Below are 25,775 nucleotides of genomic sequence, written 5' to 3' on the forward strand. Positions count from 1 at the left end.
TCGCTCCAGTAGCCTCCGCGCCACGCCGTTCGCACGCGTATTCAGCTCCGCATAGCTCCAGCTCCGCTCCCCTGCGCGGATCGCGATCCGCTGCGGCGTCTGTCTTACCTGCTGCTCGAACAGCTCATGCATCGACCGATCACGCGGGTAGTCCGCCGCCTCCCCATGCCATGCCTCTGCTGTTCCCTGGCGCTCCTGCTCCGTCAGCAGATCAATCTCGCCGACCGCAACATAGGGATTGGCGATCGCCTGCTCCAGCACACGAAGATAGAGCGAAGCGAGCTGCTCCGCCGTCTCCTTGGCATAGGCATGCGAATTGAACTCCAGCCGTAGCTCCAGCTCATCGGGCTGCCTCGTTACCAACATCCAGCCCATCTCCGGCTGAAGCGGAACCGACTCGTGTAGGCTATCCATGGCAACTAGCAGCGGGACGCGCATCTCCTTGGAGGAAGACGCCGAGCCAACCGCATTCAGCCTGTTCTGTTCGAGAAGCTGCTGCTTCACCTTCGCCATAATCTCCAGAAAGGAATCCGTGCGGGCGATAGCGGTGCGCACTTCAAGCCAGCCCCTCAATGGAGCGTTGGTCTGCTCCGACCGGAAGGGCAATGTGCCAGCTACGACCGTCTCTGCACCGGACACACGCGCCAACAATACCTGCACCGCACTCAGCAGACAGTAGAACACCTCATTCTCTGCAAAATGCACCCTGCGCTGCAATTCCAGCAGCAGCGATTGCGGGATGTCCTGGACAACCCGCTCCTTGCTGTATTCTCCGCGAGCCATATAATCTGTTGGCCAGCCTGTCATAGGCGGGGAGTCGGCGGACGGGCCGCTTGTATATGCTGTAGTTGCCGAGCTGCTCGATCGATTTACCATATCTGCTTATTCCTCCCCATGCGGATTTTTATAGACCGTATTGACTCCAAGGCTCTGCCATGGCTACAACGACCTTGCGCTCTCCGGCAAAGGGCTGGCGTCCATGGGCATTCAACATGTTGTCTAGGAGCAGAATATCGCCCTGCTGCCACGGGAAGATTAGCATCGTCTCCTCATATACACCGCGAATCTCATCGAGGATCGAAGCTTCGATCGGCGTGCCGTCCCCATAGTACACATTGCGCGGCAGGTTCTCTTCTCCCAGCGCAGCCACCATATATTCGCGCATCTCCTCAGGCAGACTCGTCACATGGAACAGATGCGCCTGATTGAACCATAGCATCTCATGGGTAATCGGGTGCCTCGCAAGCGCGCCACGTACAGACCGCGTTCTCAGCCGATCCTCGCCCAGCCATTCCACATCAATCCCCGCCTTCTGGCAGTAGGCATTGACATCATCACGGCTGTCCGTCTGGAAGACCGTCTGCCATGGAAGATCAATTCCGCCCCCGACATTGCGGACATACATCAGCTTTTTCTCTGCGAACCGCTCACGGATGCGGGGGCTGATGCGCTCATAGATTTCTCTGCTGTCCGCAATCGGCGTCTCCCCGCCGCTCCGTGCCTGAATAGCGCAATGAAACCAGATTTTCAGCGGCCAGGCGTGCGTGTAGGAATTTTCATTGTGAAGCGGAATGAACTGCTCCGCCGGATACTCGGTAGAGGTATAGATCTTGCCCTGCACCTCACTGCGCGGCGTCGAGCGCTCCTTGTACTCCTCCAGCATCGGAGTCAGCGCCTGGGACACCCGCTCAAAATAATCGATCGATGGCACCTCAAAGCCGCGAAACAGCACTCCCCCCGCCTGAGGCAGCTCGCCAAGCACCCACTCGCGATGCTCCGCGACCCAGTCGATCAGATCGATGCCCGCTTGCGCAGGCTGAACCAGCAACTGACGGTGCGCCGGGTGTATGCGCTTAACTTCAACATTATAGATGGATTGCAGCTCGCTCATGATATGATACGCTCCTTTTCATCGGCTTCAATGCCCTGGATTTCTTCCTGTACAGCAGGGGACAGCTCCACTAATCTTCGTGACCATAGCTCATGCAGCTCCGTCGCAAGCGAACGGCATAACTGCTCATCCTGTCCATAGGCGGCGAGCATCATGTCATGGATCGTCCGCTTGCCCTCCGCCTGCACCAACAGCTCGAATAGCTCGGCAGAGATCGGCATGTGATGGCGCTCCGAGTCATTCCTCCCGATTTCGGCCACCGTTGCCAGTTGCCCATCCGGCCCATGGCTCCGCTTTTTGCGAAGTACAGCATAGCAGGGCAGCTTGGGATACAGGTGCAATACGGCCTCCTCGCTGACCGCCTTTTTCCGAATCAGATAATTGCCGATGACCAAATAATGCAGCCTGGTGGTCAAATAACTGACAATCGCATCCGTTGCCGAGTCAACGATCGGCTCCACATTATTGTTGAAGGAGGTATTGAGCACGATCGGCACGCCCGTCAAAGCCTCAAAAGCCCGAATAAGCGACCAGTACCTCGGGTTCGTCTGCCTGGAGACCGTCTGGATGCGGGCCGTGCCGTCCACATGGGTAATCGCGCCAAGCAGGCTGCGCTTGTCCTCCTTCACATTCAGTACAAAGATCATATAAGGGAATTGCCCCGTCCCACCAGGAATCTCGAAGAAGTCTGCCGCCCTCTCCTCCAGCACCGATGGTGCAAAGGGTCTGTAGCCCTCCCGCATTTTGACCATCGCATTGATGATCTCCTTGTTCTCCGCCGGTCGCGGATCAGCAATGATGCTCCGGTTGCCGAGCGCACGCGGGCCGAACTCCGAGCGTCCCTGCACCCAGCCGATTACCGAGCCTTCTGCCAGCAGCGAAGCTGTCCGCTCCGCCAGTTCATCGCCGATATGCTCCCATTCCAGCCACGACTCCCAAGGGCGCAGCGTCTCCAGTATCGCTGTATCCTCCCCGATGTCCGGCCCCCAATACAGATGCTCCAATGGATAAAAGGGGTCCTCCGGCCGCTGCTCATAGTGAACACACAGCGCGGCGCCCAAGGCAGCACCTGCATCATGCGCCGCAGGCTGGACGAAAATATCCTCGAATAGCCCCGAATAGAGCAGCTTGCCGTTCATCGTGCAATTATGCGCCACACCCCCGGCTAGGCACAGATGCCCAAGTCCCGTCACCTTCTGATAATGAGTGACGATATGGGTAATGATCTCCTCCAGCGACTCCTGCAGTGCTGCGGCAATGTCCTTATGCTGCTGAGTGAACGGCTCTGACTTCCTGCGCGGTGGAACCAGCTCGAACAGCATCGCAAGATGAACATGAATCCGGTAGCTGCCGCCGGGAAGCAGACTATAGAATGTCTTGAACAGCGCCCGGTATACCGATGGATCACCATAAGGAGCCAGTCCCATAACCTTGTACTCGTCGAACCGCTTATAACCCAGGAATTGAATGATTCGCTCATAGAAATCACCTAAGGACTGGGCACGCGGCAGTTCATGAAGCGCTTTCATCTGCTTGTTCTCAGCCGACAGCAGCATGCCGGAGATGCCGTCTCCGCTGCCGTCCACAGAGAAGATCAGCGCCTGCTCGAAGCCCGACATCGCGTAGGCACTCATCGCATGAGCGAGCTGATGATTAATGAACAGGATACGCTCGCCGGGAAACTCATAGCCGAAGGCGAGACGGATATATCGCAAGATGCCCTGACGTGTCTTGTCCAGCTCCGACCTTGCCCGCTCGAAGGACAGATAAAAGGCAATATAGTCGATCTCCGCGATGCCGATGCCCCCTTGCTCCAGACAGTAACGGATGGCCTGTACAGGTGCTTTGGACGAATGCTTGATGCGATTCAGCCGTTCCTCCTCCACCCCCGCGATCACCTTACCATCTTGCAGCAGTACAGCAGCCGAGTCATGGGAATAAGCAAGCCCCGAGTCCGAGGCCTCCTCATAGGCCAGATCGGGCCCCGCATTCAAACCTAATATGTTCATCGATATGCCCCCTATGATTGTCCTTGTCCTACCGAATGGGATGGCTCCAACAGGATCAGCCGCTGCTCCCATAGCTCTCTTACAGACTGTAGGCAATGAGAAGCCTGCTCCCTGTCTGCCGTGATGCCAGCCGCCTCCATCAGCTCACCTAGTGGACGATGTCCATCGGCCTGCATCAGCAGCGCATGCAGAGTGGGCGACAGGCTGGCCTTCCATTGATCCGCTTGGGCACAGACTAACTCTGTGCTGCGTGCCATCTGATGCTCAGATCGATAGCCGATCCGCTCCACCATGCTCACATGTTGCGGCAACGAAGGCCGCAGCGATAATAACCCCCGCTTCTGCTGATCTTCGCGTCTGCTCAATAATGTATCTTCCACTGCCAGATAATCCAGCTTGCAGGACAGGAACGCCGCCATCGCTTCAGATAACGTCTCCACGATCGGCTCCACCGGGTTACGCAGGGAGGTATGGAGAAGAAATGGGAATCCGCTCTTGCGCTCGAAGCGCTCCAGTAATTGATAGAAGCGTAAATTATCACGCTCGGATACCGTGTGTACTTGTGCATACACCGCAGGCTCCATATAGTCATTGCCTGGCTTCCACTTCAGCAAGTAGTTGCCGAATCTGAATTGTGAAGCCGCCGCAGCGGCAGGAACGTCGAAATAATCCTTCAACCGATTCTCCTTAATCGATACCATCAAAGGATATGAGCTGCCAGCCTCGCTCCAATGCTTATACAGCTCATTGCTCGTATGGAACGCCTCGTAGGGATGCAGCAGCATACTGCGGTTGCCGAGGGAGCAGGTACCAAACTCTGCCCTCCCCTGCATCCATCCTACCGAATGGCGGCGAGCCAGCAGGTCGGCCGCCTGCTCCGCAATGCTCTCTGCGGATTCTTCCCTGATGGTGACCCAATCCCGCCACTGCTCGGCCTTTTCCTTAATCTGGTCTTGCGTTCCAACCGCAGTCCCCCAATACACATGCTCCATTCTTAATTGGGTCAGCCAGGTTTGCCATTCGCCTTGCGCTGTTGGGAGCTGTGACAGAGCCGCGCCCAATGCTGCTCCCGCATCATGTGTGATCGGCTGAACGAATACGGCGGCGAACAAGCCCGACGCCAGCAGCTTCGAGTTCAGCGCCTTATTTTCGGCAAGCTCCCCTGCCAGGCATAATCGATCCAGCCCAGTCTCTGTCTGGTAATGCCGGGCGACATGAAGCACGATCGACTCCAGCACCTCCTGCAGCGCAGCCGCCAGATTGCGCCGCTGCTCCATCCCGTCCGAGCGACCCTCCAATCGCAGCCCTTCAATCAGCGCATGGGGGTCAAATCGCAAGCTGTAGCCGCCATTAGGCAGCAGCTCATAGCAGCCCTGGAAGAAGACACGGTAAGGGGCAGCGCGACCCTCCATTGCGAGGAGCGACAGCTCTGTCAGGCTGCTGACCGGAGGACTCATAATCTCACCAACCTGATGACACAGACCAACCAATGAGTCAACATCATGAAAGGTATGAAGCCGCTCCAGTTGCCCCTCGCGGCCCTTGGCCACCAGCCCGGAGAAGCCATCCTCTGCACGATCAAGCGACAGCACCAGCGCTTGCTCATAACCGGAACAGGCCCAGGCGCTCATCCCATGCGCATGCTGATGCTTCACGAAGGTGATCGCGCGTTCATCTATCACATAGCCGCACGCCTTCTTCAGATACTGCTGAATAAGCTGCCGCATGGTCGCGTAGGTGGGATACCGATTCGGATTCGCAAGATAGCCCCTCTGAATAAAATGATTATAAAACTTCTCCTCACCATAGACCGCTACCCGGTCGATGTCCGCCAGTGTCAAGCCGGCTTCGTTCAGACATTTCTGAATCGCTAGCACAGGCCGCTTATTCGTGGCTGGGATGCGGTTGAGCCGATCCTCCTCGATAGCAAAGCGCACCCGTCCATCCTCTACCAGCACAGCAGCAGCATGCTCACGAAGCTTGCTCCAATTGAAATTGCCTGGCTCATCGTCCCAGATTGAGTCTAATCCCCCGCTTAACCCGAGTACTCTCATCATTTCGCCCCTTTGCTTATGTCTTTCATCCGTTTTCTTCTGAACGTACAGGCACAACCTTCAAAATATTGCGCGGGTCGATGATGACGTCGCCAATCACAATCGTCTGCGCCTGCCGCTCATTGATTTTGCGATTGATGTCTTCCGGGTTGTAATGCTCCACCGTCGTAGTGACCTTATTGTAGTCCTGCGTATAGATTTCGAGCTTGATCATCAGCATTCACCCCCTTCGACACCTGAATGATAACGTTTACATAATTAGGTTATTCAATATGCGTTCAGTCAGAGCTTCATCGGCCGTCTGCATCGCCAGAGCGAGCGTGCGAACCTTATCGACCGCCTCCCTGTCTGTGCCTAGTGTAATCTTGAGATAAGCATGACGCAGCCGCATCGTCAGATCGACCATCTCTCGGCATTGGCTCTGCAGCTCATCCGCATGGTTCAGCCGATGCTGCCCTTTCAAGTATTCCAGACGCATCGCCATGCATTGCTTATGCTCCATTAACAGATGAGTCAATCTGATGTCATAGTAGAGCTTGTCCTCTCTGACCTTATCCAGATGCTCCAGAAATCCGCGGTACACCCCCATGCCGAACTCATGTTGATCCGACAATGGGCTAATGAATGACCGCAGCCTTTTGCTAGAATTGTAGGCATGGATATAATCGGTCAGCGCGTTCTGAATTGCCTCCATATCCAGCTCATAATGAATCGTTTTCTTGTAGATCTGAGTGATGACGGCATCGACGCTCATAATCCCCTGCTCCATCTGTTCAAATCGCACCTTGGTCTCTCGATAGATCATATTCTCGTCATAGCCAACAATCGTATAGGTTCGGTCTGTGAGGTCATAGCCGCTGATTAAGACATCATGTCTGAAATGCTGCTGTCGGTAGGAACGCCGGTGGGGAATATAGTATTCATCTACGAAGGTATAAATATATAGCTGCTCTTGCAGTGAGGCTTGCAGTAACTCATGGATATTGCATCCTAACTTGCCCAGGAACACATCCTTGATGATGGGGCAGTAATCCAACCATGGAAAAGCTGTGTGGAAATCCTCCGACGCATTCAGAAAATCAATACGGTATGCATCCCGGTCGGCTCCTCTGCGGCCCACCAGTTGAATGAAATTGGAGTAGAACCACGGCCAGCTCTCTTCATGATGCAGAATAATAGATAGCCTGTAGGCATGAAGCTGTAAATACTTAATTGGTGAATTCGCTAAAGGAAGCGAGCATCTCTCCATTCATTCAACCCCTTTTTGCATCTTTTTTGTTAAGACTAGCACACTTTTCCAATCCAGTGAACCCTATAAATTATACTTTTTGGAATAAATTATAATGAACTTGAAGTAATTGAGAAAGGAGACTGTGAATCGGATCGGCAGGGGGATCAAATAAAGTACTGCCTGCAAACAGGCAGTGAGCGAGGCAAAATGAACAGGCTACGAGTGTACCCGGAGCAATGGACAGGAGGGTGGACAGAAGAGGGACAGGGGTGAGGCAGGCTCACCTCTTGCGGCACACACTGATGATGGAAGGAGACACAGGAGAGAATGGCGTCTTGTCCCAATCAGAATACTGGTTCTCTATACTGAAGCCGTGGCTTGCTAATAGACTTGTCAGCGTATCATTATCCGTGAACCGACAGGCAATGCGTGAGGTGGTTCTTCGGAATCCCCAATCACGGAAAGTAACCCAGTGCATAATCTGATTGGCGGCATCATAGGACTGCATCCCCGACACCTTGACAGGATGACCGTCCTTATCGATAAATGCTCCCCACTCGCTCTCCTCCTCGTCTGACAGATCCGTTCCTAAGGGATTGCGCGTCTCGAAGGAGAACACCCCGCTCGGCTCTAAGTGGTTATGCACGGTCGTGAGCAGAGCGGCCTGATCCTCGTCACTCAGAAAGGCTTGGAATGCATTGCCCGTCAGATAGATCATGGAATAACGCTTCTCGGATGTGAATGTGCGCGCGTCGCCTTCAACAAATTGCACAAGCAAGCCCTGCCCTTTGACTCGTGCGTATGCGAGCATGGCTGAGGATAGATCCACACCTGTTATAGGAATCCCGGCCTCGGCCAGGGGGATAGTCGTTAAGCCTGTGCCGCATGCCAGCTCCAGCACATCCCCCGGATTCAGTTGTGCCAGCTCAAGAAAGAACTTGTATTTGCCAGACTCTCCGCCAAATTCCAGATCATAATTCACCGGGTCCCGGTATTCTTCAAGATTGCTATGATCGATTACCATGCGTATGCACCTGCCCTCTTGATAGGTAGTAAATTGGAGTCTGCTAGGCTCTATTTGGGCCGTGTAGCCCTAGATAGGAGCACCCGAGCAAGTTAGTATCACGCATCCGTGTAGGATGCGACGATAATATCCATCCTTAATGCCACCTTATTTTTGTTTCAATCCACGCATCCGTGTAGGATGCGATGCAGCTCGTAAGCAGTTGGGTTTTTCTATCGATAATTTCAATCCACGCATCCGTGTAGGATGCGACGGTGCGGGATCTGCAAGCAGAGCTGGAGCGGCTCAAATTTCAATTCACGCATCCGTGTAGGATGCGACGTGCCATCACCAAGATCTGAAATGTACTAAACATACCCATTTCAATCCACGCATCCGTGTAGGATGCGACTTCCCGTAATGTCCTAGACTACTGCGAGACCGTCATTTCAATCCACGCATCCGTGTAGGATGCGACGCCTCTGACAACAGTGACGCATGTGTGTGTCTCAATATTTCAATCCACGCATCCGTGTAGGATGCGACTGTTTGAACTTCCGAACGGTGATCGAGTCAAGGGGATTTCAATCCACGCATCCGTGTAGGATGCGACGCTCTTTTCTTTTAAATGCGCCTTTGTTACGGATGATTTCAATCCACGCATCCGTGTAGGATGCGACACGCACGAACACCGTAAAGAGCGCCGGTCACGTAGATTTCAATCCACGCATCCGTGTAGGATGCGACCGAAGCAATGGGCGTTTCTAAGCAGCCGGGAGCAAATTTCAATCCACGCATCCGTGTAGGATGCGACATCAACAAAAAAGAAAACATGCAAAGCCATATAAATTTCAATCCACGCATCCGTGTAGGATGCGACGGATACAGAGAATAGGCCGATATTAATAGAATCCATTTCAATCCACGCATCCGTGTAGGATGCGACCAGGTCACCAAGGCTGAATGCCTCGACCTGCCCAAATTTCAATCCACGCATCCGTGTAGGATGCGACTGCGCTTGTCGCTCCTTCACCGCGGGCGTAGTGAAATTTCAATCCACGCATCCGTGTAGGATGCGACGATAACAATACCCTTGTGCCCAGTTGCCGAATACGATTTCAATCCACGCATCCGTGTAGGATGCGACGTTGCTCCATGCCCTTAGCAAGACCTTCGGCTATATTTCAATCCACGCATCCGTGTAGGATGCGACTCAATAACTCCTGACCAGTCTTATCCGCCTTGAATTTCAATCCACGCATCCGTGTAGGATGCGACTACAGCAGCTTGGGAAGAGAACAACGCACTAACTATTTCAATCCACGCATCCGTGTAGGATGCGACCCTTACTCTCAAGCTGCTGAACCTTCCCGTCCATTACATTTCAATCCACGCATCCGTGTAGGATGCGACACTGCGACTGGCTAAATCAAAAGGGGGAGGAGCAATATTTCAATCCACGCATCCGTGTAGGATGCGACTACCGGCTGCCTTAACTATTACGAGGGAGACATTGTATTTCAATCCACGCATCCGTGTAGGATGCGACCGCCTGCAGAAAGAAGTAGACGCGCTGAAAGAAGATTTCAATCCACGCATCCGTGTAGGATGCGACTTGGGTGCTGTCTAATGCGCCCAAGCAGCCAGCAATTTCAATCCACGCATCCGTGTAGGATGCGACTTTTTTGAACCATCCTCAATTTGCGTATGGTTCAAATTTCAATCCACGCATCCGTGTAGGATGCGACACTTCCCAATGTTTTTGAGGAATGCCATCTCGACATTTCAATCCACGCATCCGTGTAGGATGCGACTCCACTTATGCTTGATCTTGTGGAGCGCAACAAATTTCAATCCACGCATCCGTGTAGGATGCGACTTGGGCGAGGGAGTAGATGACATTAACACCGAAGAATTTCAATCCACGCATCCGTGTAGGATGCGACAATCACTATGGGGGGACAGATCTGTCACCCATATATTTCAATCCACGCATCCGTGTAGGATGCGACGGTTCGCAAGGAGATTCAGGAGTCGATTAAACAAATTTCAATCCACGCATCCGTGTAGGATGCGACAATCCAACAGGGCAAGAGGGGGAGCATAACGGCGTATTTCAATCCACGCATCCGTGTAGGATGCGACGAGGGTGGCTGACACAAGAGGTAACATGAAAAATATTTCAATCCACGCATCCGTGTAGGATGCGACAGCGAAAATAGGGTAAAACAAGGCATAAACGACGGCACAAGCTCGTTTTTATCCTCTTCAATGCTAACATCGATCAGAAAAATGAGCTAATCCATCATTAATCTATCATTTCAATCAAGAATTAGGTGCGAATCTCCTAGGGAAATCATGTTCACCTCACATTCGCACCAGTAAAATAATCCTTAGTATTAACCAATAAAAGGGATGGATAATATTTCTTCTATCATACCTTTGATGCAGTTCGCTGTAAAGTCAGCCACCACCGATTCCGTCATTTTCACCATGCTATATCCTCATCTTCACGACAAACCATCCTAAAAATCTAACAACATAAGCAGCCTTACAACAACAACGGCCCTTCCAAGTCCAATGCGGGTTTGGCACCGATATGTGTTACCTTGGTTTTATGATTATTGCCGAGCTGGTAGAAACGCAGACTGTCGACTTCTTCGTCAATTAGATCCGTCAGCTTTAATTTGAGCGTCGCAAACTGTGTAGCATCTACGATACATTCAAAGACCGAATTTTGCACACGCTGCCCGTATGCCTGACAGGTCTTCGCTACCTGTCGCAGCCGACGGTCACCGCCGCTGCTTACGGTGCATACATCATATGTGATTAATACCAGCATAAACTCCCCTACTTCCACAGAAATGGCGGATATTCATCCAGATCACCTCGTAAATAGCGCGCCAGCAACAAGGATTGAACATGCGGTACCAAGCCCCAGGTAATCTTCTCTCCCAGATACGGATGAGTCAGCGTCTCCTGCTTGCGGTTCTGCCAGGCGGTCATGAAGGTGCGCCGCGCTTCATCTTTCATTAGTACGGCACCGGACTCCTTGCGGATAAAGTCATCACCCGTCACAACCTTCTTGTTAATGAGCGACAATACGAACCGATCTGCATAGACTCCCCGTAGCTCCTCCATCACATCCAGTGCCAATGACTCGCGCCCTGGCCGATCCCGATGCAGAAAACCTACATATGCATCCAGCCCAACCGCTTCCAAGGCGGAGCGCATGTCATGTGCAAGCAGGGTATACGCAAACGATAGCATGGCATTCACATTGTCCATAGGCGGCCGCCGCGAGCGGATATGGAAGAAGAAGTCCTCCTTGTTTTGCAGAATCATCTGGTCCAGTAAGCGGTTATATTGAACGGCTGCCTGCCCCTCAAGTCCTCGCAGCCGCTCTAGATCCTCACACTCACGAACGACGTGCATCAGTTCGGACAACTGTGCGGATACCGCCTTGAATGCCGCCACGTCGATTCTCAGCGGATAGTCCCGAGTCATTCGTTCGAGCATCCATTTATGGTTAAACAGCTTCCCTACGATGAAATTACGCGCAATCCGCGCAGATGCTCTCTCGTCCTCCGAGAGCAGATATTGCTTTTTGCGCAGTACAACGTTCCCCTTGCTCTCGCCGATGACGCGTGCCAGAAATCGCCCGTTCATGGTCAGGAACACCAAGGAGATGCTGCGCTCCGCACAATATCCCATTAACGCCGGACTCGCTCCCGTGTACCCGAATGACACTACCGATTCAAAGTTATGCAGCGGCAACTGAGCTACCTTTTCCTGTTCGCGCTGGAGGACGATATTGTCTCCCTCTAATGATAAATACGTATTGGGCTGGGTGACATACAACGTATTCAGCAATTTCCTCATGCGTCCAGCTTCCCCTCAATATAGCTTTTGACGGTCCGTTTGTTCATTAACTCGGGCAGGCATCTGTGCTGTAGGGAACAGCTTTTGCAAAAGGAGCCGGTCTTCACCTTCGGCGTATGCTGGCGTTTCCTGTACTCGTGCATCTCCTGCACCGTTCGCTTGAGCTTGTCCCGCACCTCTTGCGTGATCGGCACTTCGACGCGTGTCCTGATCTCATGATAATAGAGATAGCCGGATTCCACTTGACACAGCAGCATCTCTTCGAGACACAAGGCCTGTGCCGCCAATTGCAGCACATCCTCGTCACCTCTCTTGGGCTTGCCTCGCTTGTATTCTACAGGAACCGCGATGTACCTGCCCTCTGCGCCACTGATCGGCACGCCCTGCTCATCTTCGATAAATTCGACCACATCGCAGCGTCCGCTGATGCCAAGCACTCTGGATTTCACTGCCATTGCACGTACAACCAATTTATCCCCGCGTTTTTCCCGCACGAAGGGCTGATCTGCCTTCTGATGCAGATATTGACCTTCCACGGTCAGGACATTCTCCTCCCATTGCTGCTCGATGTGAATCAATGCCCACTGTCGCTTGCAGAACTGGAAGTGCTGAATGTCCGACATCATTAGGAAGTCTTCCTCATCATAGTCCATCTATAATCTGAACTTCCAATCCATCCAACTGTGATACGGTAAAATTGAAATCCTCATACCGCTTCGCCTCGGGTTCCTTCCTCTCAATCACCAATGAGCGATGAACCTTGGCCGATGAGTATTGCCCCAGCTTGGATTTGTGCTCCCACCAGTACACCTGATGAACCTCCATACTGCCTTCTGGTCTGGCCGACGACACATCGTTGGCGAACAGGGTGATCAGCGCTTGCTTGATCTTATCGGCATCTTCTACCGTGAAGCCCGTTTTCTCAGCCAACTGTGTGTTGATGCTGCCATAGAACACATACACACCCGAATCCACCCGGTGCTTCATCCCCATCGTATCGGAGCCCCTGGAGGCTCCAGGCTCGGAGTTCACGCTCTTCGTAATCTGGGTGCTCGTAATGTCAATCGGGTGTAAGCTTGTAGCCGCGTGGAGCGAGACAGGCCCCCGGACGCCGACAGACACGCCCGTTCCAGTCTTCTCCCCCTTGAACGCGAACACCTGACCGAAGCTACGCACATCAATCCACGACTGGCAAGCCAATCTGGCGAACTCGTCCCCAGACCCGTTCTTGCTCTTCATAATCTTGTCCAGCTCCGGATTAGCATCCGCCCGTTCCCTAAGACTGCTGTAGCTATCCACCTTACGGTCGTTGGACTGAACAAAGATTGCCTCGCCCATATCCTGCAACCGATTGCGAATCTTGCGCTTGAGCGCTACATCCGAGATTTCACCGTAACCATCATAGTTTTGACGAGGACGGTTGCCATTCAGAGGGTCTCCGTTGGGATTGGCCTTTGTTACCGATAGCACCACGGCAAAATCTATCTTGCGATCCAATATCGTCATCTCTCATCGCTCCTCGTAATTAGTCTAATGTCGTTTCTTCCGAGATTTTCGGTTCCTTATCCCTCTTCTGATACAGATCATGCCGCTGACTGTAGAATCCTAACAGGTAGACACCGGTGAGCGGCTGGTTATTGAATTTCTCGATTGGAATACGGGAGCCTATCTCATCAATAATCTTGTTCCAATACGTCGCCTTGACTCCAAGCTTAGCCTGATACGGCTGCAGCGCTTGCTGAATCGTCATCCATGTTCGGGCAGGATGCCTGGAGAATTCATTCATATATCGGATCGCATTGGTTGTCCGCTTCTCGCTAGTTAACGCGCGTGTCTCCAACACATCAGCCACGGCCAGCAATCGGCCAAACAGGTAATCTCGGTTATCCGTCTCAGTATCCAGTGCCACAGGCTTTCTCTCCTTCTGATTAATTAGTGCGCAAGCAATGCTCAATGTCTTCTCCCACTCCCAGCTCTCCATACTTACGGGATTGGAGGCGCGTGCCATCGCGCTCTTGATGATGTCCCAAGGGATCGCTCGACCGTCGATAATACTGGGGAGCATCCGCTCCATCAGCCCTTTTACAAGCTTGTCATCTGCGCGGGAGCCATAGGCGGCAAAAGCAATATCCTTCGTTGCGGGGGCACCATAGAACTCCACCCACTCCCCCCCTTCATTTTTACGGTAACGATGGAGCCACACACAGCCTGCATGCCATTGGGCTAGTCGCTCTACGTAGGTATCCTTATAGAGGCTCCGGTAATATAGTACCGCCATCCGTCCCGTCGTCGCAGAGTCCAGGACGAGAATATTGACCTTATCATCCTTGATCTGCGATTCATCAAGCCGATTCTTATAGCCGCCCAGCGCCAGACCGAAGGACTTGGCGAATTCAGGGAATGTCCAAGAGCTGCGTTCCGGCCGGTTGGCCTCCTCCGGTGCCAGCGCGAAGAGATCCTCCGTCAGATCATCTTGCTCCGTCTCCTGATTGCCCCACACGAGGAAGACACGCTGGTCGATAGTCTTGCCTTGCCGGTTGATGAGCCATTTCAACGCATTATGTGCCTTCTGAGAGACATCATAGCCGACGCTGGCCGCTTCGCCACCGGACAGGAACCGTCCCCGAAATGTGAAGCCCGTATCATCATTAGAGGAGATGAGCTTCGCATTGTCTCCGGCGTGACGAATGCGCTTCGCATGACGCTCTGTCGTAGGCACACGTTCCCCGCTCACGTAACAGATGTCTTCCTCTCCTAGAATCGTAGCGTAGTAACGGATGAACGATTCATAAATCTCCTTATCCCGCCATACATCGGTGTATACACCGCTGGAATAGACATTGAATCGGATGAAGGCATCCTCCTGAGGGCCGGTAACAATGGTGAATATATCTGGCTTGGCTCCCCGTGTCTGCTCATGCGTCTTCTCCCACTTCTCGATCAATTTCCCGTCGGTATCTAGATGAAGTGCAGGACGAGGCATGTCCACCAGATCGCGGATCAGCGTCCCCTTGCTTAAGTAGCGATAGATACTCTGCACCTTGGCATGACTGTGAGGGGAGTTCGCCCATCTGCCCAGGGCTTCAAGATATTTGCCGTGATGCTCCAGCTTCTTGGGATTACGCCCATATATCGCATAGTCTCCAGCTACATAGCTCAGCTTATCGTGCAGCGGATAGGGTGCATTGACGCTGCCAGCTCGGCCTGCCGAATCCTCTGTGGCAGGGATGAGAGTCTCAAGCTTTCCCTTCTCCAGCACGATCGCCGAGTGAAATTCCCCTTGCTCCGTCACACGCACCTCGATATGTGCATTCTGAGTGGTATGGGCGATCGGCAGCAGCGTATATTCCTGATTCTTGCGATTCTTCTCTACGACACCGATCAGATCATGATTGGAATCGTAGGTCTCATACAGGTTCAGCAGCCAACTCATCGCTCCATTCCCTCCTCTCCCAGTTGCTCATATAGCGCATCGACGGATTCCATCTGTCCGATGTCAAATGCCTTCGGCTTCATCTCCTTCACCGTCCGCACCAGTTCACATGCTTCAGGCCGGATGAACTTCACCACACCGCGCTCCATTACTGGACGCCAGAGCCGAACCTCCAGTTGATCCCTGCCCGTCTCATCAGGATAGTTCAGGCCATGCACCATCGTGCCCATCGGCATCTCTTCATAATCATCGTAATACCCTTCCCCTTCGTCAAAATCACATGGCTCGACATAGCCCTGACACTCGCGGGTACCGAGGAAAATATCCCGCCGTCCCCCCGCTCTAAGCGAACGCTTCATAATGTTGTGATGCTTGTGCTCGTTATGATCTGCCGCCAGATCAGGCCGGTGCGGGTTGAACTCGAAGTAGGCTCTCACCCGGTAACGCACATCGCGCAAATAAGTGTAATTCGCCAATGTATTCCCTCCGCTGTACTCCAGTGGCCGAATGCCCTTGGATTCCATCCGAATCGGGTTCATCACACGCACTGCATCAATATAAATGATCAGACTCGGTTTCCAGTAAACGCTTTCAACTATTCCCTTGAGCGCCTGGTAAGTTGGAACATGGTAGGATAACTTCTCACCGCCAATCTTCGTTAGCGGATCGGTAAACAATGCGTAAGGAGCTGTTAGCTGAAATTCGATGGAGTTTCGCAGCACAAGATCACCTCCTTTATCTAAAAATGGTTGTTATTAGTATGAATCTATTGTATCTTGCCGAAAAAACAAAGTCAATAATATTCTTTTAATATTATATAAAGAAAAAGGTAAATATAGAACTGTGCTATACTCTTACCGTCTCACCGTCTTGCTCCCCACTCTTGTGAGTCGGGAGCCTGTGGATTGAAAAATATAGTATTAGAAGAACGCACGGAACAGGAACCTACCCTTCAAGCACAGGGTAGGTTTTTGTTAATAACCGCAAAACCCAAAACCACTATCATTTTCAATGCTCACACCATATTTCTTATCATACGCCCCCTCCTTCAACACCAAGACCCTGCCATCCAGAACTGCCTCCAGCCCCTGATGCCTTGTGAGCGTGTCACGCTCATGAAGGAATAGATTGACGCTGTACTGCTGCGCCTTGCGCAGAATCAAGCCTAATTCTGCAATGGATTTGCCGCTATTCAGCTCCGCGATGAGCTGCTTGCCCTCTCCATAGGGCGCGATGGCAGATACCGTCGGGCTGTTGATGACCTCAAAATGATCGGCAGCGGTACGCGGACTGTTCGTCATAAACAACCACGGGCGTGTGCCGTGACGAGCGACGTAGTTCTTGTAGAAGGACATCGGATGCTGCTGCGACTCCATCAGCAATGTCGTCATATTCAGTTGGAGGTCAGAAATATAATAATCGATCTTGTCCTGCATCGCGTGATAGAACCGTCGGAAATATAACTCCATCGCTTGTCTGGATAGCATATGCCCGCCGTGGCAGTCGGAGCTGCGGCGCAGGTCGATCAGAATTTCCCGTGTCTTCTCCTTGCCGATCTGAATTTCTTCCAGATGCTTGAGATTCTCCTCCTCATGATCGATGACATAGACCGGCTGGATGCCCTTCTCCCCATGACGATTGCACCGCCCCGCCGCTTGAGCGATGGAGTCAAGACCACTCATGGAACGGATAACGCGATGGAAGCTCACATCTACCCCGGCCTCAATTAACTGCGTACTGACACACACCACGCGCTGCTCATTGCGCAACAGCTTCCGAATATCATCCAGTTGATCCTTGCGATGCTGTGCACACATCGATGTGCTCAAGTGGAACACCTTGGCATTGCAATCAGCTAAGCGCTCGTAAAGCTTCTTCACGACTGATTTGGTATTTAGAATGACCAACACACTCGGTACCTCCGCCAACTGCTCCTCGACGAAGGAAGCCAGCTTGTCGGTATCGAAGGCCTCTTCTGTGGCACGATCAATCATCTCGACCCGCTTGAACGCTGCTTCTACCTGCTCCAGAGAGCCGATCATTTCGCCTTCAGGTTTAATATCCAGCTTGTGTCGAACAAAGTCGAGTGCCGGCTGCGTAGCGGTGCAGAGCACTAGTGTAGATGCGGCGTAATCCTTCAGAAAGTTAAGTGCAGTGTTAAATAACGAAATACAAGAAACCGGAACCTTCTGCACCTCGTCGAAGATGATGACGGCTTCACTCAGGTTGTGCAGCCGTCGAATATTCCGTGTTCCGCGAGCGTAGAAAACATTGAGAAACTGTACCATCGTCGTGAAGATAATAGGCACATCCCAGTTATCACGAGCCAGCTTCAGCTTCTCGGTTGTCGTTAGTTGACCATCCGTCTGCTCGTCATCTGCCAGATCATCAAGTACGATATTGGAGTGGTGCTCCAGCAACTTGCTGTCCTCCTGAATGATTTGGCGTATATCCTCGGCATTCTGCTCGATAATTGTCGTGAAGGGAACCACATAGATGATTCTCTTCTTCCCGTGCTCCATAGCATGCTTCAGGGCGTAGCGAAAGCTTGCCAGCGTCTTGCCGCCGCCTGTCGGAATGGAGAGTGTATAGATGCCGGATGGACGAAACGCAAAATTGTCACACTCTTCTGACATTTCCTTGCGCAATTGCTTGATATCCGTCTGCTCCTCCTTAGCGTAGCTGTTAAGACGCTCCATCAGTCGGTCATAAAACCCGGTAAATAATACATGACGCTCCACGGCTACTTGCTCAGGCTTGGCGGGGGGCGGCTCGTTGAGTTCAAATTGACGCGTATTCGTCCGATCCGCATCAATCAGCGCGCTGAAGATATATTTATCGAGGCAGAATAGCTTCTGCTCAGCGGTCAGCACTGATGGTCGCGCCATATAGCGCTCTAGCTCCTGGATAGCCTGCTCAATATACGCGGCGAATTCCGTTTCGCTCATGACTTCTTTGAAGAATTGACCCACTGCCGTGTCATAGTCGATGGCTTCGGCCTTCTTATCCTGTACCCTGCGCAAATAGTCCGATTCTAATGACTCATTCAGATAGTCGTGCATGTACGAATGATGAGAGATAACGGCATTCCCGACCAACTCAGCCAGCAGCCAGGTCATACGCGTAGGTTTGCCTTGATGCAAGCGGTCGAACAACAATTTGCCGCCAGCGGTGGAGTGATCTACTTCGCCACGTCTTGGCGCCTTCTCCGGGTGGTAGACAGCGTTCCAGAGATAGTCGCGAAACCTTGGCGTAAATTTCCCCAGATCATGCAACAGTCCAGCCAGCCCTGTAATATGAGCGATCCCCAGTTTGCTCCCGTAATACTCGGCAAGCTGCTTTACATCCAGCAGATGCTCGCGTACCGTCTGGATCATATGATCGCTCTCACGAATATGTGCAATGAAGGGCATGACTCACCTCCTAGTGAGCTTTTGTTCGAAATCAGGTCTAAAGACATGGTTATTTTATACTAAACGATGATATTCGACATAATCACCCAATATCCTCCTTTATTTATAAAATAATCATCTTTCTGCAGAGGCTTATAATTACTCGGAGCAGTGCATCACACATCACTCTCAGCACTACCACAAACAATAAAAGAGGAGAGCGTCTCCGCCCTCCCCGTTATCACATATGCTCTACAACGCCTTCAAATCCGCCAATATCCGCTCTACCGCCTCCAGCGGCACACGCATCATCGCATTCTCGCTAATCTGCTGCAAGGAGCATGGCTTGGCGATGCTCAGCAGCGCGCCGCCCAGCAGATTCGGCGCATGGCGTCTGACGATCTCGGTTGCCCGCTCATCCATCAGCAGCTCATTCATCCTCGTCTGCATCGAATATTCCTGACGGAACAGTCCGCTCGCCTCATAGATGAAGCAGTACGTACCGGAGCCTGCGCGGAGCAGCAGGCCACCCTCTTCCATCACAATCTCCGTAATTCCCTCGGCATCCTCAAGCGCACGCCCGCTTTCCGTGACACCACCTGGCACCGCGCCGCGCAGTATGATCTCAGCCGTCGTATTCGCTGGAATCGTCACGCTCAGCTCGATCCGCACGCCGTCACGCCGCCAGCCTGATTCGATCCGCCCGTACATCGACTGATGCGCTGCCCGCGCATAGGTCAACAGTGTGGAGCCATACAGCGGCTCGATGCGGATTCTCTTGTAGCCCGGCTCGGATGAATCCATATCCAGTCCCGCAATCTTGCGGTACATCCAGTCGCCGATCGCACCATAGGCATAATGGTTGAACGAGTTCATATCGTCGCTCCAGAACGAGCCGTCCGGCTTGATGCTGTCCCAATGCTCCCAGATCGTCGTCGCACCCTTGGAGACCGAGTACAGCCAGCCCGGATAGCTCTCCTGCAGCAGCAGCCGCACCGCCGTATCATGATAGCCGTTATTCGACAGGGCGAAGCACAGATACGGCGTGCCGACGAAGCCCGTGGTCAGATGGTAGTCATTCTCGATGATCAGATGATTCAGATCATCGGCCACACGACGCTTCGCTTCCCCATCCACCAGCTCGAACATGAGCGCCAATATATGCGCCGTCTGGGTTGGCGAAGCGACTCGCCCGTTCGCCGTGATGAATTCATCGCGGAAGGCCTGTACGATGCGGCGATGCAGCTCGCTATACCGCTGTGCATCTGCATCATGCCCGAGCGCCTGCGCCGCATCGCGCACGAGCCGCGTCGAATGAGCATAGTAGGCGGTAGCGATCAGCGAGGTCGGTGTTGCGCCAACATAGCTGTTCTCCTTGGCATCCAGTGCCAGCCAGTCGCCGAAGTGGAAGCCGGTATCCCACATGTCCTCCCGCTCGCCCTGGGCGCGGATATATTCCACCCAGCGCTTCATACTCTCATATTGCTCGCCCAGCAACCGCAGATCGCCATAATATTGGTATACGGTCCATGGACAGATGACCGCTGCATCGCCCCACGCCGCAGAGCTTGCTCCACCCACAATATCCGGGATGACGAACGGCACACCGCCGTCCGCAAGCTGCTCTGCCTTCAGATCGCGCAGCCACTTGGTGAAGAACGGGCCGCCCTGGTAATTGAACAGCGCCGTCGAGATGAACACCTGCGCATCCCCAGTCCAGCCCAGCCGCTCATCACGCTGCGGGCAGTCGGTCGGCACATCAACGAAGTTGCCGCGCTGTCCCCAGCGGATATTGCGCTGCAACTGATTCACGCGCTCATCTGAGCATTCGAACTCCCCTGTCGATGCCATGTCCGAGTGCATCACCTCGCCCTGGAAGGCTTCGATAGGCAAGATACCCTCGCGGAGCGGGAAGCCCTCTACCTTCACATAGCGGAAGCCCATGAAGGTGAAATGCGGCGCGTAGCTCTCCACGCCTGTCCCGCTGGCGATATATTCTACCGTCTGCCTGGCAGGACGCAGATTGCCGAAGTAAATATTGCCGTCCTTGTCGAGCACCTCCGCATGGCGCAGCACAATGCGCGTACCTGCTGGAGCTTCGACGGTCAGACGCATCCGGCCGACCATATTTTGACCCATATCGAGCACATGATCGCCCGCTGGCGTAACCCAGGCCGCAACTGGACGCAGCACCTCCGTCACCGTGACTGGCCAGCTCTCCTGTGCGACCAGTTGATCGTAAGGCAGCTCCACCCGCTCCACTGCCTTCCACCCTGCATCGTCGAACGGCTCGCTACTCCAGCCTGGCTGCTCCAGTCGAGCGTCATAGGTCTCTCCGTGATAGATATTGGAATATTGAACCGGAGCCAGCGCCGCCTTCCAGTCTGCTCCTGTGGCGATGATCTCTTCCGTCCCATCCTCATAGCGAACATGCAGCTCCGCGAGCGCAGCGCGGCAATCGCCATACATATAGTTGCGCTCATCAAAGCCCAGCCCGCCGCGATACCAGCCATCGCCCAGCATAATGCCGATGCCATTGCCGCCTGCCTGCAGCAGCGCGGTCACATCATAGGTCTGATATTGAATGCGGGTGCTGTAGCTTGTCCAGCCCGGAGCGAGCAGGTCGCCCGACACCTTGGCGCCGTTCACATACAGCTCATATACCCCCGCCGCTGTAGCATAGACACGCGCCGCTACTACGCCAGGACGAAGCTCGAAGCTGCGCCGCAGCAGGTACGCAGGCTGTGCGTCCGCTGCGATCTCGTCCCGATCCGGCGTAATCCACTGCGCCTGCCATGCTGACGCACCGCCTATGCCAGTCTCCAGGATGCCGTCCGTACTCCATTCCGACGGCTCGCCGGCCTCATTCCACACCATCACCCGATAACGGTACATGGTGCGGCTGCTCAGCTCCGGCCCTCTATATTCAACATGCACCGACTGCGAGGACTCGACCTTGCCGCTATCCCAGATCAGTGTCTCCACCCCGGCATCAGCCGTTATCGTACCCTCGCCATCGGCGCCGTCCTCACCCGCGCTTCCTCTATTCGCACCGCCTGCGTCCACGCTTCCTGCAGCACCGCTTGCGTCCACATTCCCTGTATCTCCAGCATGCGCATGTGTAGCAGTCGCCTCGCCGCCCTTCCCTACAGCGGCCCCTGGCTCTGCCAGCACCACCTGAATACGGTATGCAGACTGCGCTGCACCGCGTCGCTCTCCGGCATTGAGCACCCAACTGAACCGCGGTGCCTGGAGCTCCGTTCCTACCAGCCTAGTTTGATATTCGCATGTGACGGATTCAACACTCCATTTGGACATGTATCGCATTCCCCTTTGCGCAATAATGAGTACGGACATCATTTAATGATCGTTCATGAATTCGCTTTCCTTACTATCTTAACCTTTGACAGAGCCTGCTGTCATCCCGGCTACGATGCGTTTATTGAAGAACAGGAACAGCACGAGCGGCGGAATCGTAATGAGCAAAATATTCATAAACAGCAAATTGTACTGCGTGACAAACTGGCTCTGGAAATTGTACATCGTCAACTGCACCGTCGGCGTCTTCGAGCCCGGCAAGAAATAGAGCGGATTCGTGAAATCATTGAAGATCGTCACCGAGGAGAGGACGATGATCGTCGCTGTGACCGGCTGCAGCAGCGGCAGGATCATGCGGAAGAACAGCCTGAACCCGCCACAGCCGTCGATGACCGCGGCCTCGTCGATCTCGCGCGGTATCGCTGCGATGAAGCCCTTGTACAGCAGCACCGAGAAAGGAAAGCCGAGCGCCACCTCTACCAGAATCAGCCCGCCCAGCGTCTTGAACAGACCCAGCCCATCCAGCACCCAGATCGTCGGCACGATCGCTGGAGGGATGATCAGCCCCGCCAGAATAAGGAAATCAAAGATCGGGGTCGCTCTGTCCTTACGCCGCTGCAAGACATAGCCCGCCATGGCGCACAGCACGATGATCAGGACGATCGATACGACCGTCAGCACGGTGCTGTTAAGAAATGCCCGCAGCAGCATGAAGTCCCGCGCTTCCACCACAGTCTTGATATTGGACCAGAACTGCGAGGAGGTCGGCCAGCTCAGATTGAGCAGCGCGGCATCCTTCTCATTTTTGCCTGCATTCACGATGATGAAATAAAATGGAATCCAGAAGGCGACGACCGTAAATAGTACGCCGAGCAGCTCATAGCTGAATTGTCTGATGCGTCTCATCCTACAGGTCGACCTCCTTGCGGTTCAGATACGTATACAGCGGGAACGCCAGCGCGGTTACGACGAGGAACAGGATGACATTGCCTGCCGTCGCCAGGCCGTAGAAGCCGCCCTGATATTGCTTATAGATGATCGAAGCGATCAGGTCGGTCGTGAACCCCGGACCGCCCTTGGTCATCGCCCAGACAAGATCGAAGGAGCGCAAGCCGCCGATAAAGGCCAATATGATGACCGAGTTGGTCGCCGGGCGGCTGAGCGGCACGATAATACTCCAGAACTTGTTCCACCCATTGCCTCCATCGATCTGGAGCGCCTCGTAATATTCATGCGGAATCGACAATATTCCTGCAATATAGATGACGGTCGCAAATCCGACCCCTTTCCATACATCCACCATCGCGACGGACAGCAGAGCCAGCTTCGGGTTGCCCAGCCAATCCGGGCCTTCAATCCCGATAGCCGCGAGCGCTGTATTGATTACTCCCTCTGTCGGGTGCATCATCATGCTGAAGGCGATGCCGACCGCAATCGTGCTCACCAGTGTAGGAAAGAATACCACCGAACGCAAATAGTCCTTCGTCCGAATCTTCGAGGTCAACAGCACGCCGAGCAGCAGGCCGAGCACAACCTTGAGTGAGCAGGTGACCACCGCGTAGATCAGCGTGTTCTTGAAGCCGATGCTGAGCGACTGCTCGCGGAAGAACATGACGAAGTTCTCCAGGCCAATGAACTCCCATTCCGACAGATCCCAGCGCGTCAGGCTGAAGAAGAAGGACATTACCGTCGGCATGATGAAGATAATGAGGTAGACGATTGCCGCTGGCACCAGAAACCAGTAGGAATAAGTTCGCTTAAATACAGTGTTCATCACAATCTCCTCCAAGTGTAAACGGCTTCGACAGCCTCGACGGGCATAGATTTCGATTCGCGCAGGAATCGAAGACAGGTATATTTGTGCAGCCCATACTCTCTTTCGATTCCAATTGTAAACGTCTATATCGCTTTGACGGGCGCGGCTTCATTTCGCGCAGACATCTCAGACCCGCATACATAGACAGCTTATACTCTCTTCGACTTCTAACCTGTACACGGCATTCGCCAATCGTGGCGGGCAACGCCTCTTGCGCGTAGTCCGGCAACTAGGCTGCTGCGGTTAACCTCTGTTTGGTTCCTGCCGCTATCCTTCGACAAGCAGGAAGGGCGCCGGCCCTGCGCATTCACAGGGCCGGACATCCACTCGTGGCTTCAAGCTCTATATGCCTTCGTCCGATCGTGTATCTTACCAGCCCTCCAGACCAAGCTGCTTGGCCTGCTTCTCCACATCGCGGTCATACGCCTCTGCGCCCTGCTGGGCATTCTTGATGCCTGAGCCCACCTCTACAGTGATCTGCTCAAGGCTCGGCCCCTTGACCGGAGAGACAAATTCCAGTGCTGGCGCATTCTTGTTATCGTCGAAGTAAGGCATCATATCCTTGACGAGTGTCGGCACGCTGTCAGGCACCGTGGCTCCCTTAATCAGATAAGGACCTACCGGCGAGGAGGCGGCAGATACGGCCTCCGTTCCTTCGACGGATGCGATGAAGCTCACGAGCAGCTTGGCTTGCTCGATATGGCTGCTTTCCTTATACACATAGGCTGCGCCTGGCATCCAGACCGTCAGACCATTCTTGGAGGCATCATCCCCTGGCTGGGCGAAGAAGCCGATATTCTCAATCTCGTCCGGGAAATTCTGCACCAGCGACGGTGTCGCGAACGTCAGCATCGGGTAATGCACACCCTTGCCCTCCGCCAGCATCTTCATGCCTGCATCATAGGTCGTGGCAAGCGAATCCTTGTTCATATAGCCCTTGTCGTGAACCTCCTGCAGCTTCTCAAACGCGCGAAGCATCGCCGGCGTACCTGCATTGGTTGCCTTATGAGCCGTGAAATCCTCGGCAAAGGTAGGCGCCTGCGCCTGAACATTATAATAATCGGCCAGTACAATCAACTGGGACGTCCATGTATCCTTGTAGCTGCCGATGACCGGGGTCAGTCCAGCCGACTTGATCTTCTCATTGTTCGCCATCAGCTCCGCCCATGTCTTGGGCACCTCCAGCCCCAGATCGGCATAGAGCTTTTTATTGTAGAACCAGCCGCCCGCCATCGTGGAGGACACCGGAACGCCATATACCTTACCTTTATAGGCAACCGTCTGCTTGAAGGAGTCCATGACGTTGTCCTGGAATGCCTCGGCGGTCAGGTCGAGCATATTTTTTTCGGGGTTAAGCGCTTGCATTAAGGAGCCGGAGTTGTAGAAGAAGACATCCGTCATATCTCCCGTTGCCAGACGAGTCTTGACGATATTATCGCCCTCTCCCCCGCCAGGCCGGGTCTCCAGTTCCACCTTGATATTCGGATACTTCTTCGTGAAGGCATCAATATACGCATTGGCCTGGTTCACTGTATCCTGGTTGTTATCCACCAGCAGTGTCAGTGTAACTTCCTCGCCGCCCTTGTTCGCATTCGCTGAATTCGCGCCGGCATTCGCCCCGCCCTCTGTAGCTGTGCTTCCGCCGTTGCCGCTTCCGCAGGCAGACAGCAGTACCGCCGTCATTAGCGTACCTGCTAGCACTGAATACGTTTTTTTACCTTGTGCCTTCATTCGCTATTCCCCCTG

At 53.6% G+C, this 25,775-nt stretch carries 18 protein-coding genes and 1 CRISPR repeat array; all 18 genes read right to left on the minus strand.

Annotated features, from left to right (window positions below):
* Positions 1-876 (minus strand): hypothetical protein (locus tag ACY1JZ_RS22435; protein ID WP_462631010.1); only part of this gene is annotated, 876 nt, incomplete at its 3' end.
* Positions 877-904: 28 nt separating this feature from the next.
* Positions 905-1,891: a TauD/TfdA family dioxygenase gene (locus ACY1JZ_RS22440; protein ID WP_462631011.1), complete on the minus strand. Its 987-nt coding sequence runs from the start codon at positions 1,889-1,891 to the stop codon at positions 905-907.
* On the minus strand, positions 1,888-3,900 hold the full coding sequence (locus ACY1JZ_RS22445; protein WP_462631012.1) for a carbamoyltransferase family protein: 2,013 nt from the start codon (positions 3,898-3,900) through the stop codon (positions 1,888-1,890). The genes ACY1JZ_RS22440 and ACY1JZ_RS22445 overlap by 4 nt, the downstream gene beginning before the upstream one ends.
* Positions 3,901-3,911: 11 nt before the next feature.
* Positions 3,912-5,954 (minus strand): carbamoyltransferase N-terminal domain-containing protein, encoded by a 2,043-nt coding sequence (locus ACY1JZ_RS22450; RefSeq protein ID WP_462631013.1) that lies wholly within the window; start codon positions 5,952-5,954, stop codon positions 3,912-3,914.
* 25 nt (positions 5,955-5,979) lie between these two features.
* The gene (locus tag ACY1JZ_RS22455; protein WP_270168207.1) at positions 5,980-6,168 is read right to left on the minus strand and encodes a hypothetical protein; all 189 of its coding nucleotides are present in this window, start codon (positions 6,166-6,168) and stop codon (positions 5,980-5,982) included.
* A gap of 36 nt (positions 6,169-6,204) precedes the next feature.
* On the minus strand, positions 6,205-7,203 hold the full coding sequence (locus tag ACY1JZ_RS22460) for a cysteine peptidase family C39 domain-containing protein (RefSeq protein WP_462631014.1): 999 nt from the start codon (positions 7,201-7,203) through the stop codon (positions 6,205-6,207).
* Between the two features lie 262 nt (positions 7,204-7,465).
* Entirely contained in the window at positions 7,466-8,209 is a 744-nt protein-coding gene (locus ACY1JZ_RS22465; RefSeq protein ID WP_462631015.1) for a class I SAM-dependent DNA methyltransferase, read from the minus strand.
* Between the two features lie 90 nt (positions 8,210-8,299).
* Positions 8,300-10,399: direct repeats of the CRISPR family, unit length 32 nt; unit sequence ATTTCAATCCACGCATCCGTGTAGGATGCGAC.
* Positions 10,400-10,739: 340 nt separating this feature from the next.
* The gene (gene cas2 / locus ACY1JZ_RS22470) at positions 10,740-11,030 is read right to left on the minus strand and encodes a CRISPR-associated endonuclease Cas2 (protein ID WP_462631016.1); all 291 of its coding nucleotides are present in this window, start codon (positions 11,028-11,030) and stop codon (positions 10,740-10,742) included.
* An 8-nt stretch (positions 11,031-11,038) separates the two neighbouring features.
* On the minus strand, positions 11,039-12,070 hold the full coding sequence (cas1c, locus tag ACY1JZ_RS22475) for a type I-C CRISPR-associated endonuclease Cas1c (RefSeq protein ID WP_462631017.1): 1,032 nt from the start codon (positions 12,068-12,070) through the stop codon (positions 11,039-11,041).
* On the minus strand, positions 12,067-12,723 hold the full coding sequence (gene cas4, locus ACY1JZ_RS22480; protein ID WP_462631018.1) for a CRISPR-associated protein Cas4: 657 nt from the start codon (positions 12,721-12,723) through the stop codon (positions 12,067-12,069). Before cas4 ends, cas1c begins: the two co-directional genes overlap by 4 nt.
* A complete protein-coding gene (gene cas7c, locus ACY1JZ_RS22485) occupies positions 12,713-13,576 on the minus strand; it encodes a type I-C CRISPR-associated protein Cas7/Csd2 (RefSeq protein WP_462631019.1) in 864 nt (287 codons plus the stop codon). The genes cas4 and cas7c overlap by 11 nt, the downstream gene beginning before the upstream one ends.
* A gap of 19 nt (positions 13,577-13,595) precedes the next feature.
* Positions 13,596-15,503 (minus strand): type I-C CRISPR-associated protein Cas8c/Csd1, encoded by a 1,908-nt coding sequence (gene cas8c / locus ACY1JZ_RS22490; RefSeq protein ID WP_462631020.1) that lies wholly within the window; start codon positions 15,501-15,503, stop codon positions 13,596-13,598.
* A complete protein-coding gene (gene cas5c / locus ACY1JZ_RS22495; RefSeq protein WP_462631086.1) occupies positions 15,500-16,222 on the minus strand; it encodes a type I-C CRISPR-associated protein Cas5c in 723 nt (240 codons plus the stop codon). Before cas5c ends, cas8c begins: the two co-directional genes overlap by 4 nt.
* 255 nt (positions 16,223-16,477) lie before the next feature.
* Positions 16,478-18,916 carry a CRISPR-associated helicase Cas3' gene (gene cas3 / locus ACY1JZ_RS22500; protein WP_462631021.1) on the minus strand — a complete coding sequence of 813 codons (2,439 nt, stop codon included), beginning with the start codon at positions 18,914-18,916 and terminating at the stop codon, positions 16,478-16,480.
* Between the two features lie 231 nt (positions 18,917-19,147).
* Positions 19,148-22,213, minus strand: a complete 3,066-nt coding sequence (locus ACY1JZ_RS22505; RefSeq protein WP_462631022.1) for a family 78 glycoside hydrolase catalytic domain — start codon at positions 22,211-22,213, stop codon at positions 19,148-19,150.
* Positions 22,214-22,291: 78 nt separating this feature from the next.
* Entirely contained in the window at positions 22,292-23,119 is an 828-nt protein-coding gene (locus ACY1JZ_RS22510) for a carbohydrate ABC transporter permease (protein ID WP_462631023.1), read from the minus strand.
* 1 nt (position 23,120) lies between these two features.
* Positions 23,121-23,987: a carbohydrate ABC transporter permease gene (locus ACY1JZ_RS22515; RefSeq protein WP_462631024.1), complete on the minus strand. Its 867-nt coding sequence runs from the start codon at positions 23,985-23,987 to the stop codon at positions 23,121-23,123.
* A gap of 411 nt (positions 23,988-24,398) precedes the next feature.
* Complete coding sequence (locus tag ACY1JZ_RS22520) at positions 24,399-25,760, minus strand: ABC transporter substrate-binding protein (RefSeq protein ID WP_270168185.1); 1,362 nt, start codon at positions 25,758-25,760, stop codon at positions 24,399-24,401.
* Positions 25,761-25,775 lie beyond the last annotated feature (15 nt).

Source organism: Paenibacillus sp. J5, from assembly GCF_054955055.1.

Excerpts from the sequence above, each read along its gene's own strand:
- cas8c (WP_462631020.1), bottom strand. The coding sequence starts at position 15,503 with ATGAGTTGGCTGCTGAACCTGTATGAGACCTACGATTCCAATCATGAT.
- cas7c (WP_462631019.1), bottom strand. The coding sequence starts at position 13,576 with ATGACGATATTGGATCGCAAGATAGATTTTGCCGTGGTGCTATCGGTA.
- ACY1JZ_RS22505 (WP_462631022.1), bottom strand. The coding sequence starts at position 22,213 with ATGTCCAAATGGAGTGTTGAATCCGTCACATGCGAATATCAAACTAGG.
- cas1c (WP_462631017.1), bottom strand. The coding sequence starts at position 12,070 with ATGAGGAAATTGCTGAATACGTTGTATGTCACCCAGCCCAATACGTAT.
- ACY1JZ_RS22450 (WP_462631013.1), bottom strand. The coding sequence starts at position 5,954 with ATGAGAGTACTCGGGTTAAGCGGGGGATTAGACTCAATCTGGGACGAT.
- ACY1JZ_RS22455 (WP_270168207.1), bottom strand. The coding sequence starts at position 6,168 with ATGATCAAGCTCGAAATCTATACGCAGGACTACAATAAGGTCACTACG.
- ACY1JZ_RS22460 (WP_462631014.1), bottom strand. The coding sequence starts at position 7,203 with ATGGAGAGATGCTCGCTTCCTTTAGCGAATTCACCAATTAAGTATTTA.
- ACY1JZ_RS22515 (WP_462631024.1), bottom strand. The coding sequence starts at position 23,987 with ATGAACACTGTATTTAAGCGAACTTATTCCTACTGGTTTCTGGTGCCA.
- ACY1JZ_RS22510 (WP_462631023.1), bottom strand. The coding sequence starts at position 23,119 with ATGAGACGCATCAGACAATTCAGCTATGAGCTGCTCGGCGTACTATTT.
- cas4 (WP_462631018.1), bottom strand. The coding sequence starts at position 12,723 with ATGGACTATGATGAGGAAGACTTCCTAATGATGTCGGACATTCAGCAC.
- cas2 (WP_462631016.1), bottom strand. The coding sequence starts at position 11,030 with ATGCTGGTATTAATCACATATGATGTATGCACCGTAAGCAGCGGCGGT.
- ACY1JZ_RS22440 (WP_462631011.1), bottom strand. The coding sequence starts at position 1,891 with ATGAGCGAGCTGCAATCCATCTATAATGTTGAAGTTAAGCGCATACAC.
- cas3 (WP_462631021.1), bottom strand. The coding sequence starts at position 18,916 with ATGCCCTTCATTGCACATATTCGTGAGAGCGATCATATGATCCAGACG.
- ACY1JZ_RS22520 (WP_270168185.1), bottom strand. The coding sequence starts at position 25,760 with ATGAAGGCACAAGGTAAAAAAACGTATTCAGTGCTAGCAGGTACGCTA.
- ACY1JZ_RS22465 (WP_462631015.1), bottom strand. The coding sequence starts at position 8,209 with ATGGTAATCGATCATAGCAATCTTGAAGAATACCGGGACCCGGTGAAT.
- ACY1JZ_RS22445 (WP_462631012.1), bottom strand. The coding sequence starts at position 3,900 with ATGAACATATTAGGTTTGAATGCGGGGCCCGATCTGGCCTATGAGGAG.